Annotated in this window: 19 protein-coding genes and 1 tRNA gene; 2 read left to right on the top strand and 18 right to left on the bottom strand. The window is 34.9% G+C overall.

Annotated features, from left to right (window positions below; genetic code table 11):
* Window positions 1-8: 8 nt before the first annotated feature.
* The 9 genes from L323_RS41440 to L323_RS35405 all read right to left on the bottom strand — a co-directional run bounded on the left by L323_RS41440 (window position 9) and on the right by L323_RS35405 (window position 4468).
* Window positions 9-179 (bottom strand): hypothetical protein, encoded by a 171-nt coding sequence (locus L323_RS41440; RefSeq protein WP_020816425.1) that lies wholly within the window; start codon window positions 177-179, stop codon window positions 9-11.
* Between the two features lie 16 nt (window positions 180-195).
* On the bottom strand, window positions 196-1029 hold the full coding sequence (locus L323_RS35440; protein WP_242835315.1) for an ATP-binding protein: 834 nt from the start codon (window positions 1027-1029) through the stop codon (window positions 196-198).
* Complete coding sequence (locus L323_RS35435; protein WP_020816423.1) at window positions 920-1708, bottom strand: conserved phage C-terminal domain-containing protein; 789 nt, start codon at window positions 1706-1708, stop codon at window positions 920-922. Before L323_RS35435 ends, L323_RS35440 begins: the two co-directional genes overlap by 110 nt.
* Window positions 1709-1711: 3 nt before the next feature.
* Window positions 1712-1978: a GIY-YIG nuclease family protein gene (locus L323_RS35430; protein ID WP_431602536.1), complete on the bottom strand. Its 267-nt coding sequence runs from the start codon at window positions 1976-1978 to the stop codon at window positions 1712-1714.
* Window positions 1975-2703, bottom strand: coding sequence for a hypothetical protein (locus L323_RS35425; protein WP_020816421.1), 729 nt, complete (start codon window positions 2701-2703; stop codon window positions 1975-1977). Before L323_RS35425 ends, L323_RS35430 begins: the two co-directional genes overlap by 4 nt.
* Window positions 2693-3085: a hypothetical protein gene (locus L323_RS35420; RefSeq protein WP_020816420.1), complete on the bottom strand. Its 393-nt coding sequence runs from the start codon at window positions 3083-3085 to the stop codon at window positions 2693-2695. The genes L323_RS35425 and L323_RS35420 overlap by 11 nt, the downstream gene beginning before the upstream one ends.
* 346 nt (window positions 3086-3431) lie before the next feature.
* Window positions 3432-3506 carry a DUF6906 family protein gene (locus L323_RS42150; protein WP_431602537.1) on the bottom strand — a complete coding sequence of 25 codons (75 nt, stop codon included), beginning with the start codon at window positions 3504-3506 and terminating at the stop codon, window positions 3432-3434.
* A gap of 13 nt (window positions 3507-3519) precedes the next feature.
* Window positions 3520-4212, bottom strand: a complete 693-nt coding sequence (locus tag L323_RS35410; RefSeq protein WP_020816418.1) for an ORF6C domain-containing protein — start codon at window positions 4210-4212, stop codon at window positions 3520-3522.
* A 40-nt stretch (window positions 4213-4252) separates the two neighbouring features.
* Window positions 4253-4468 carry a helix-turn-helix transcriptional regulator gene (locus L323_RS35405; RefSeq protein ID WP_020816417.1) on the bottom strand — a complete coding sequence of 72 codons (216 nt, stop codon included), beginning with the start codon at window positions 4466-4468 and terminating at the stop codon, window positions 4253-4255.
* Window positions 4469-4797: 329 nt separating this feature from the next.
* Between L323_RS35405 and L323_RS40605 the strand changes: the two genes are divergently transcribed.
* Together L323_RS40605 and L323_RS35400 are read left to right on the top strand one after the other, a co-directional pair.
* Window positions 4798-5136, top strand: a complete 339-nt coding sequence (locus tag L323_RS40605; protein WP_020816416.1) for a helix-turn-helix domain-containing protein — start codon at window positions 4798-4800, stop codon at window positions 5134-5136.
* Window positions 5102-6211, top strand: a complete 1110-nt coding sequence (locus L323_RS35400; RefSeq protein WP_020816415.1) for a tyrosine-type recombinase/integrase — start codon at window positions 5102-5104, stop codon at window positions 6209-6211. The genes L323_RS40605 and L323_RS35400 overlap by 35 nt, the downstream gene beginning before the upstream one ends.
* A gap of 38 nt (window positions 6212-6249) precedes the next feature.
* Here L323_RS35400 and L323_RS35395 read toward each other — a convergent pair.
* From L323_RS35395 to L323_RS35355, 9 genes are all read right to left on the bottom strand, one after another.
* A tRNA-Leu gene (locus L323_RS35395) sits at window positions 6250-6338 on the bottom strand.
* A 93-nt stretch (window positions 6339-6431) separates the two neighbouring features.
* Window positions 6432-6863 carry a S1 domain-containing RNA-binding protein gene (locus L323_RS35390; protein WP_020816414.1) on the bottom strand — a complete coding sequence of 144 codons (432 nt, stop codon included), beginning with the start codon at window positions 6861-6863 and terminating at the stop codon, window positions 6432-6434.
* A gap of 119 nt (window positions 6864-6982) precedes the next feature.
* Window positions 6983-7261 carry an FtsB family cell division protein gene (locus tag L323_RS35385; RefSeq protein ID WP_020816413.1) on the bottom strand — a complete coding sequence of 93 codons (279 nt, stop codon included), beginning with the start codon at window positions 7259-7261 and terminating at the stop codon, window positions 6983-6985.
* Between the two features lie 77 nt (window positions 7262-7338).
* Window positions 7339-7878, bottom strand: a complete 540-nt coding sequence (gene yabQ, locus L323_RS35380; RefSeq protein WP_020816412.1) for a spore cortex biosynthesis protein YabQ — start codon at window positions 7876-7878, stop codon at window positions 7339-7341.
* 23 nt (window positions 7879-7901) lie between these two features.
* Window positions 7902-8186: a sporulation protein YabP gene (gene yabP / locus L323_RS35375; RefSeq protein ID WP_020816411.1), complete on the bottom strand. Its 285-nt coding sequence runs from the start codon at window positions 8184-8186 to the stop codon at window positions 7902-7904.
* Between the two features lie 154 nt (window positions 8187-8340).
* Window positions 8341-8580 carry an RNA-binding S4 domain-containing protein gene (locus tag L323_RS35370; protein ID WP_020816410.1) on the bottom strand — a complete coding sequence of 80 codons (240 nt, stop codon included), beginning with the start codon at window positions 8578-8580 and terminating at the stop codon, window positions 8341-8343.
* Between the two features lie 136 nt (window positions 8581-8716).
* Entirely contained in the window at window positions 8717-8992 is a 276-nt protein-coding gene (locus tag L323_RS35365; RefSeq protein WP_004618565.1) for an HU family DNA-binding protein, read from the bottom strand.
* Between the two features lie 36 nt (window positions 8993-9028).
* Entirely contained in the window at window positions 9029-9823 is a 795-nt protein-coding gene (mazG, locus tag L323_RS35360) for a nucleoside triphosphate pyrophosphohydrolase (RefSeq protein ID WP_020816409.1), read from the bottom strand.
* 125 nt (window positions 9824-9948) lie between these two features.
* Entirely contained in the window at window positions 9949-10320 is a 372-nt protein-coding gene (locus L323_RS35355; RefSeq protein ID WP_020816408.1) for a single-stranded DNA-binding protein, read from the bottom strand.
* Between the last annotated feature and the right edge of the window lie 86 nt (window positions 10321-10406).

Genomic DNA, 10406 nt, shown 5'->3' with positions numbered 1-10406 from the left:
ATAGTCTACTACTCTTTTTCCTTAGAAATAATGTGTTCACAACTTTCGCACATTTTTTTGGATACTACATACCCATTATTTAATCTGATTTTTTTGGGGCAATCTGCAGATACAGCAACTAATGTCTTGTACACTTGTTCTGCTTCTTTGCAGCCATAGCATTTAGTGTATTTATCCATACCTAGCTCCTTCCAATCAAATCATCCTATGATTTAATTCTTTGCCTATTAAATCAATTGTTCTTCCTTTACACATTTCAGCAATCCTGCTCCCTGTAGCGTCATCAAAATCAATCATTTTGTTTATGTTGTACTCAGAAGATACTAAGACAGGTAATTGTTTTAAGTACCTATGATTAATAAGTTCAAACATTATCCTCATTTCAGATTCATTTACTTTTCCATCTCTAATTGCACCCTTAAATAAATCGTCAATTAGTAGCAATGGAGCAGACTTGAATCTATTCATCTGCATTTGATATTGTTCGTCATCATTGATAACCTGTTTTAGTTGTGTCATCACTTCTCGATACTGCAGATATAAAACACCTATCCCCCTTCTAAGTAATTCATTTGATATTGCTATAGTAAGATGCGTTTTCCCAGAACCAGGTTGTCCGGTAATTCCTAAAGAGTTATTTCGCTGAGACCTGATTATATGAAAATTATTAATGTATTCAATAGCCATGGCCTTAGATTGTTTTTGCTTGTCATTTTTAGGAATATATTCACGAATTGTTTTTGATTGAAATACTTCTGATATGCCGCTACCTTCAAGTATCCTTTTATAATATTTCAGTTCACGACATTTACATGGTTCTGCGACTGGTCCATATATTTCTTTACTAATTCCATTTTCTTTTTCAGTGTAAATTGGCTTGTTCACAACAATAAATTCAGCATCTTTACAGATTTCACACTCAAAAGTCTGGGTCTTGTTCATCGGTTGTTCCCGGTCCCTGGTATTCGATTTTGCTTGTGTCATACACCCCAGATTGATTTTCTTGATTATTTCCGCTATTGGATCCATTCTTACCCCCTTTCTCGTTCAAGTACCCTTCAAACTTTGTACCAAATAGAGTTTCTGGTCTTAGATACTGATTCATCATGGGGTCATTAATCCAAACGGCTACTTTTTTATCTATTACTGTATAAAAGTCTTGTAAGGTAAATCCTTCATTCAAACGAGCTTTTATCAATGTCTGAGTTTTAGATGATGTGCTTCTATATTTTGTATTTGCTTTTAAATTGAGATAATCAACAATTTCAGAATATGGTATATATATATTATCCTTACCTAACCTAACCTTACCTAACCTAACCTTACCTACGGATACGTTTTGTATACATTCTGTATCCGATTCAGATACAAGTGTATAAACCTTGTTTTTCTTGATTTGTAACATTGATTTTTCTTCTATGTAGTCTGTTGGTTTATACCTATCAGATTGAATATAGTTATGCATTTTCCAATGTTTAATCACAATAATTCCGCTATCAAAAACTATGATAAAGCTTTTTGCAATAAGTAACTTCATGTCATCGTCCGATGCTCCTACCATTCTTTGAATTTTCTTTGGATTATTCAAAAATCCATCGTCATCAGCAGACATGTTTAAGTGAAAATACAAAGCTTGCGTACTTTTTGGCATGTCCAAAAACGCATCGCTTTCAGTTACTTTTTTAGTAAACATACGTCTTTCCGCCACTTATCAAGTCACCTCCCCTCTACATATTGGACAAAGACTAGAGCTCTTTTTTCTATTTTTCAGTTTTCTTTCAAGCTTTCTGTCTCCATCCCATGTTTTTGCTACAGTAAACTTAATACCTGCAGCACTTGCTACCTGTAGAAGCCTAGCACCTTTGTTTGTTAGTTCATGTTCATGGAGTCTTCTGTCAAGGTTCTCCGTATATCCTATATAATGCTGTGCGTGTTTATATTTTTTATCAAAATGAAGTAAATAGACCAAAACTATCACCTCCTAAAACTTGTGGGTGTAACCTCTGCTAAATCAAATAATGTAAGTTGCACCGGTCCATTATGTATAACTTCTTTTTTGGCAGGTCGAACATCTGACAAATCTTTGGTAATAGAATTAACATGACTCTTTGAATGTGCATACATCCCAATTAGTTCAACCCTACTTTCAAAGCCTTTAGACAGCAGAGATTTGTTTAATTTTTCAGCATACCAATTTTGAATTAAATAACTATTAAAACTAAGAATGTGGAATTCTTTTTCTTTAATTTTAAAAACAACTCTACTGTTACATGGTCCATCAATATCAACTTCATCACCAGGTAAATCCTCGAGCAATTCTAAACTTGTCTTATACGGGATGTTATTTGAATCGAATTCATCCTTAATCAAAACAGCACTATCGGAATCAAGCTTGTAAGACCATGTGTTGCTGGAACGAATAAGCACTGAAAATGGAACTTTATAACATGTGATATATACTTCTGGTCTAGGCTCTTTTTTCACTTTGGCCTGTGGCTTTTGGAATGGAACAAATCCATCTGGAAGTTTACCGTTTTTCAAAGGCTCAAAAATGTTAGTATTTTTACCGTAAAAGCAAATTCCTGCCTCTAGCTTTTTCCTGTATGTACAATTTGCGAATAATGGATGATCGGCGTGAATACAACCCCATGCATCAGAACATTTCATAAAAGATGAGCAGCAGTCAAAGCTATCATGTGGCACTTATACCACCTCGCATTTTATCCCAATATTTTTTATGTCTTTCAAAAATCTCACGATCAGCTTCAGTCTCAATCGAAAAAGTTTCTTCTAGTACCTTGGGCATTAGTTCGTAATACTCAGGAATAGCGCCATAATACAACTCTATACTGTCAATACGGCATGTCTCCAAGGTCTTGTTATAAAATGGCCAGCGCTCAAAATTGTTAAAATTATAGAATATGGCACGTTGCCCAGGATATTTGATACAGGCTAATATTTTTACCTCTGCAATATTACAGGCACCCGGAAGAATCTTTACAATCTCCCCTATGTAATTACCATTATGACCTGCGAACATTTCAGCAATTTTGCCCATTGATTCCGAAGCTAACTTCTTATCCATAATTACTCCTTGACCATAAGGGTTAAACCCTGTACAATGTAAATGGTTTAATTATTTTAGCACTCAGCAATGAGGGCTTTTTCTTTTTAGTTTACATAAATTTTGTACCTTGTTTAAAAACTCGTCCACTTTGTCAAAAAAGATGTCAATTCGCTTTGCGTTCTTTTCGCACAGCCAAACTATAAATACTGATAGCGCCAAGTCTAAAGTCCAAAATATCACCCAAAAAGCACCTATTGAAATCTGAAATTGGCTCATATTATCATCTCGCTTTCACTATTTCTAAAAGAGTATTTGTATGTCTATGTCTCAAAATTAGCTTGTCCCCTAATTCCCCAGCAACAAATCAATTTGCAGGATTAAAATGTCTGTCTGATATAATTATCTTTTGTTTACGTGTAGGTTTCTGAGGACGTTTCATACCATCACTCCTTTCATGCGGTCTTGTCTACTACTTTTGGTAACCATGCCTTGATATATCCCAATGCACTTTGATAGTCAATTTTGCGTATATCTCTGTAGCTTGGTACTCCAAGTCTATCCTTTAAATCTCTGTGGAGCTGGCTAAAATATGATCCTTTGTAATGCTTGTAATCAAGAGTGTCTTTGCCTCCTAATAACTCTACTACTCTGTTTGATACAGCTTTTTGTATTTCGTTTGCTTGGTTGTAGCTCACCGTTATCTGGTTGTCCACTTTTTCGTCAAGATTGTTTACTTTTGATTCAAGCTGTTGAACTTTCTTGTCTGTGGCAAAGATTGCTTGGAGTTCCGGGGATAATGATTGATATGGGCTAAGTTCTTTAACCCGGTAATATGTATCCACTAATTCCTGATATACTTCCCATGCTTTATCAGTGTTTAATGATTTTGCATGGAGTAAAGCACCTTTTTCGGTCCAGAGCATGATTGAACTTGCATTTAACGCACTATCAATTAGATAGTCTGTCTTAAACTTTTTAAGTTCAGATCCTTCCAGTTTAAAATTGTGAACCCCTTCCTGATATTTATCCATATTTCTTATGTAATTCTGAGATATCCTTACTATGTCAGTTTCATAAAATTCAGCTAACTGTTGGGTTGTCAGAATCCTTTGATTGTGATATTCAATAACTTGTAATTCTTTCATATTTATACTCCCTTCTTACAATTAGTCCATTTTTGTGAACTTACGATGCAAAAAAAATTTTATTTGCATCCACTTCGAGAATTTTAGCCAACTTCTTTACCTCGTCCAAATAAAAATCTGCTCCATTAGTTCTATTTTCTTTTCTTCGATATGTAGATACTGACATTCCCAATAATTCGGCTAATCTTTCAGAGGTTAACTGTTTTTCGGCTCTTAACCCCTTTAATTTTAAATACGGAGTATTCTTATTACCCAATAATCATCCCTCCTCTTTATCTTGTTTTTTGTTTTTTCTGTACGGCTGATTCTTGTAAATTTTACCTCCTGCTCAACCAACCATTATCCCTTATGTGGTTCCATTCTTTTCTATTGTTTCGTAATCGGTTTTATTAGGTTGTGCATATTTCACCTTCTTTCTGCTAATTTGTTCATTTTTGTGAACCTTACATTTATTATACTACACTTGCCATTTTTAAAAGTCAACACCAAAAGTATAATTTTTGTGAACTTTTTTTGAATAAATAATAATTTATCTTGCATTTTTGAGTATTTACTATTATATTATAGGTATTGGAGGTAACAAAAATGAACACGTTTGCAACTAGGTTAAGAAATGCGAGGTTAGAAAAAGGGTTCTCAATGGAGGAACTCGGGAACATGGTAGGACTAAGAAAGACTACAATTTGGAATTATGAACATTCGGAACGTCAGCCTAAAATATCAGTAGCTATCGAATTAGCTAAAGCGTTAGGTGTAGACTGGGAGTATTTAGCTGGAATGGACGTAACTGATAAAGAGATACAATTGAAAAGTTTAATTGAATCACTAAAACCCGAACAATATGATGATGCTATTAAATATTTAAAGTTCCTTGTAATGGAGGGTGACTATGAAACAAAAGAAAGCAAAACCGAAAAAAAATGATATTGTAAGAGGGTCTATCGAGCTACCGAAAGATCCTCTTACTGGTAAAAGGAGAAAAAAGGAATTTAAAGGTACTCCTTCTGAGGTAAAAGCTAAAATAGCTGAATGGAGATTAAAAATAGATCGAGGTGAAATAGACGGACAGGGCAATATGGCTCTATCAGCTTATTTAGATTTATGGCTAAAAGTATACTGCAAAAAACTTGCAATTACAACTATACAAGGTTATGAAAGATATGTTAAAAAGCATATAAAGCCAACTCTGGGCAAAATAAAATTAGGCGAATTGTTACCTATGCAGATTACCAATTTATATAATGAAATGGCTGATAAAAAATATTCTGCTAAGACAATACTACAAACACATAGCATTTTGAGAAAAAGTTTACAGGATGCATTAAAAAATGGTTTTATTTATAAAAACCCATGTGCCTTAGTTGAAAGACCATCGATTAAGCAGTATAAGCCAAATGTATACAGTTCATTTGATTTTTTAAGACTTTTAGAGGTTTCGAGAAATACCGAGCATGAATTACCTATTATGTTTGCTGGGTTATGCGGCTTAAGGCGGTCTGAGGTGTGTGGCTTGTTTTGGGAGGATTTAGATTTTGAAAATAAAATTCTTAGTGTTAAAAGAGCTGCAGTACCTGTTAAAGGCACAGACAAATGGGAAGTTACGGTTAAATCCACTAAAACATATTCCAGCGAAAGATCTTTAACCTATCCTGATGCAATGGATAATATATTAAAGTCTAAGCGTGGAATAGGATTAATATTCCATGAAGCTGACGGAACACCTATGAATGGTGCTAATTATTCTCATAGGTTTAAAAATTTTTTAAGCAGAAATAATTTAAAACCTATTCGGTTTCATGACCTAAGACATTTTAATGCTATAATAATGTTAGAAAACGGTGTATCAGACAAAGTTGCTGCTGATCGTTTGGGACATGCTAACCCCAATGTAACAAAATCTATATATCAACACACTACAAAAAAATTAGATACAGATGCAGCGAATAAAATTGATAAAATAATTAACCCTGTCGTCTTTACGTCGTCAGATGCAAAATAAGGCATCAAAAAAGCTCCCAAGAAATAACTTGGAAGCTTTGGTGCCGAAGACCGGAATCGAACCGGTACGGGAGGTTAGTCCCGCAGGATTTTAAGTCCTGTGCGTCTGCCAGTTCCGCCACTTCGGCATATCAAAATCAACCGGCGACTAGCTTATTATAATACTATATGCTGTCAGGTGTCAACACCTATTTGTCCAAATTTTTAATAAGTCCTACAGTTTAGTATTGTGCAGACTTTCTATATCCACTGCTGCCGCGTTTGGATTCAACACTTTTTTTCAGGTCATGCAATTTTTCATCGCTATCCTTCATGAATTTTGCCAAACGGTCTTCAAAGGAAGCGTTAGAGGAATTGTTTTTACCTGCATTCCAGTCAACCTCTACCGGAGGTCTGGATTTAACTATAGTGGGATTTTCTTCCATAGCCTTTTTAATTGACAGGCTTACCTTACCATTTGTATCAATAGATAAAACCTTTACTTTTACCATCTGATTTTCTTTAAGATGAGCACTGACATCTTTAACGTATTCTTGAGCTACTTCAGAAATGTGAACAAGGCCTGTTTTTCCTTCGGGTAGTTGGACAAATGCCCCAAATGCTGTAATACCAGTCACTTTACCCTCAACTATCTTACCTACTTCAAGTGGCATAAAATCAGAAATCCTCCTCAACAACAGCCATAGATAAGCAATTATAATGTACAGAATATTGTACATTGCTTAAAAGCAATTCGATTATATATCATATAATATAATCCGTCAAGCAATAGTTACTTATTGGTGTCTATGTAAATTTTCTCACCATCTTTAACATACCCAAGCTTATCTCTTGCAATCTTTTCAGCAAACTCCTCTGTATTTATCAGAGACTTTTGTTTCTCCAGCTGCTGCTTTTTTACTTCCTCAGAATGAATATTTGCTTTCAAAGCAGATAACTTTGAATTACCTACCTCCAACAACGACTGTTGATGGTATACGGTATATACAAAGTAGCAAAATGCAGCAATTAATATGAATGTCCATACAGTGAATTTCTTTCGTTTTTTCATTGTCTTTCCTCGTAAGATACAAATCTTTGATATGTTTATTTGTTATATTCTATATGTCGGCTAAAACTCCTTCAACATTAAGTCTTTTTTCGAACTTTTCTTATAAACCAGCCCCAAACCTTCACCTTTTTAATTCTGGTACTTGCTGCCCCTTTTGCCTTACGGGCCGCTTTTCCCGAAACCCGGAATAATAGTCTTCCCAATTTCCCAAAACACCGTCCTATAAACCTTAACGGTACTGATAAAATTTTAAAAAGTAATCTGAAAGGATAAGTTACCACCTTCCAAGTAAAAAGTAATACTTTTTTTATAAAATTAATAACCATCATTGAGGAGGCAATTACAATCCTGCTAAAGAGAGACAAATATAAAGTAACTCCAAATATATTTCCCAGAAATATAAAACCTCTCATCTGTCCATCATTACTGTTATATACGGTTAGAAAGACTATAATCGCTGCCAATAGCCAGTAAATTATGTCCTCTAAGCTTAGTATTATAACATTTGTCTTAATTGCCCTTCTTTTTATTCTTAAAATATCATATAAAAAAGCTAAAATTCCACCTGCCAAAACAGCATAAAAAAATATGTATACCTGTTCAACAATTAAACTCATTAGCTACCACAAGCCTTTATATTTTATTTAAACATTTTACCGAAAAAGGACTTAGACTTGCCGGTTTCCCCATCACTGTACTCAAGTGAGAAAATATCTCCATCCACAACAAGCTCATTAGAATCAAGGTTCAGTTTATTAATATGCAGTTCTGTTCCCCTAATAATAAGAACACCTAAATCAGTTACAGCTATAATACTTTCTTCATTAAAGCTCTCTACATCAACCACCCCGGTTACACATAACTTCTCCCTGTTATCAAGGGTAATAGTTTGATTCATAGGTTTTATAGTCTTTTTTTCTTCCATAAATCCAGCCTCCCTATTGTATCTTGCATAAATCCCATTAATTATATATGCCTGTACAACATGAAAAAGAACATTAAAAAAGGATTTAATCCACCTCTAACAGTTGATTAAACCCTTTATATTTTAATGTTTATTTTAATGTTTATTTTAATGTTTATTTTAACATGTACATTTCCTTTGCATCATCCTTTGCAACATGTTCGGTTATGCGTGTTATTTCTAATTTAGTTATGTTGTTTCCAAATTGAATTTCAACTATATCCCCAACTTTTACTTCTGAGCCGGGCTTTGCTACTCTATCATTAATCTTAACACGCCCTTGCTCACAAACCTCATTGGCAACTGTCCGCCTTTTTATTAGTCTGCTGACTTTCAAGTATTTGTCTATTCTCATTTTGACCCTCCACATTTCTGATATGTATCCATATTGGCTGCTAAACCAAAATCAATTGTCCGGGATTTATATAAGGAAATACAAGTTCAACGGGGGAAGCGTAACATTTTGCTCCCCTTGCTGAAACTTGCTGATACTATTTGTTAATCATTTCCTTTAAGTCCTTGCCAGCCTTAAATACAGGAGCTTTACTCTCCGGAATATTTATTTCTTCCATTGTCTGTGGGTTTCTGCCTTTTCTGGCTGCTCTCTGTTTTACTTCGAATGATCCAAAGCCAATAAGCTGAACCTTGTCCCCACTGGTTAACGCTTCTTCTACGCTTTCCAGCATTGCATTTAAAGCTTTATCTGAGTCTTTTTTTGAAAGGCCTGACTTCTCTGCCATTTTGTCTACCAATTCCGATTTATTCATTAGTAATTCCTCCCATTTGGTTACTACACTATGATTTTATCCATTTTCCTCACATTTATTCATTTTAGCCTCATTCCACAATTCATCCATCTCAGAAAGAGTCATATCATTTAAATCTTTTCCAAGTTCCGCTGCTTTCTTCTCTATAAATTCAAATCTTTTTATAAATTTATTGGTTGATTGGGTTAGTGATAATTCGGGATGAACTTTGCAAAAACGAGATAAATTAACTACTGAAAAAAATACATCGCCCATTTCTTCTTCAATTCCGGCTTTATTCGAATTCTTCACTTCCTGCTCCAGTTCGTCTATTTCTTCTCTTATTTTAGCAAAAACATCTGATGTATTATCCCAGTCAAATCCAACTTGTGCCGCCTTTTGCTGAACCTTATAGCTTCTCATAAGCGCAGGCAGATTTTTAGGAACATCCTGAAGTACTGAGGCTTGGTTTACAAGCCCCTTTTCCTTTTTCTTTATTTCCTCCCAGTTCACAAGAACCTCGTCGGAGGTATCGGCCTTTACATTTCCAAATACGTGGGGATGACGGTGAATAAGCTTGTCACAAATTCCGTTGATTACATCCTCCATGGTAAAATCTCCGTTCTCCGCTGCTATAATTGCATGAAAGACAACTTGTAAAAGTACATCTCCAAGTTCTTCAACCATCTTCTTTTTATCGTTTAAATCAACTGCTTCAAGGTACTCATAAGTTTCTTCAATAAAATACCTTTTTAAGCTTTCATAGGTCTGCTCACGATCCCAAGGACAACCGTTCTCGCTCCGCAGAGTCTTCATAATATCTATTAATCTATCAAGTTTACCTTCATTCATATTAATTCTCCAATTGCCTGCATGTGGCGCTTGCGTATTTTTCCTTTTCTTGTTATTATACTACATTTTCAGCATTATAACCATTGACAAGTGCAAATTGAAAACTAATATATGTTCAATTATCATCAAAGGGCCTCTTCTTCCAAATCTTCTATTTCCGGTTCATCGAACTCTCTTTGCTTAGCGTCTGCAAAAAACACCCTGTCTGCAACTACTTCCGTAACATAGTGCCTGTTTTTTTCGTCATCCTCCCAAACTCTGGTATGTATGCTTCCCTGAAGGGCTATACGATGGCCTTTTGAAAAGTACTTGCTTGCAAACTCTGCGGTTTTTCCCCATGTAACAACCGGTATAAAATCTGCAGTTTTATCTTTTGTTACCTTTCTGGGGTCCCTATCTACAGCCAGAGTAAATGCTCCCACCGCTCTCATTTTTTTGGTTGTGTACCTAAGATCAACATCTTTTGTTAACCTACCTACAAGACTGACATTATTCATAAAAAAATCCTCCTTTGTTCCATTTATACAGGAACTAATTTTTATTACAGCAACCATTTCTCACGCTGCTATAGATATGCAATGCC

Origin of the sequence: Ruminiclostridium papyrosolvens C7, from assembly GCF_000421965.1 — a bacterium.
Lineage (GTDB): Bacteria > Bacillota > Clostridia > Acetivibrionales > DSM-1351 > Ruminiclostridium > Ruminiclostridium papyrosolvens_A.
Note: the sequence above shows the minus strand (reverse complement) of the source record. Positions and strands in the feature narration are given on the sequence as shown.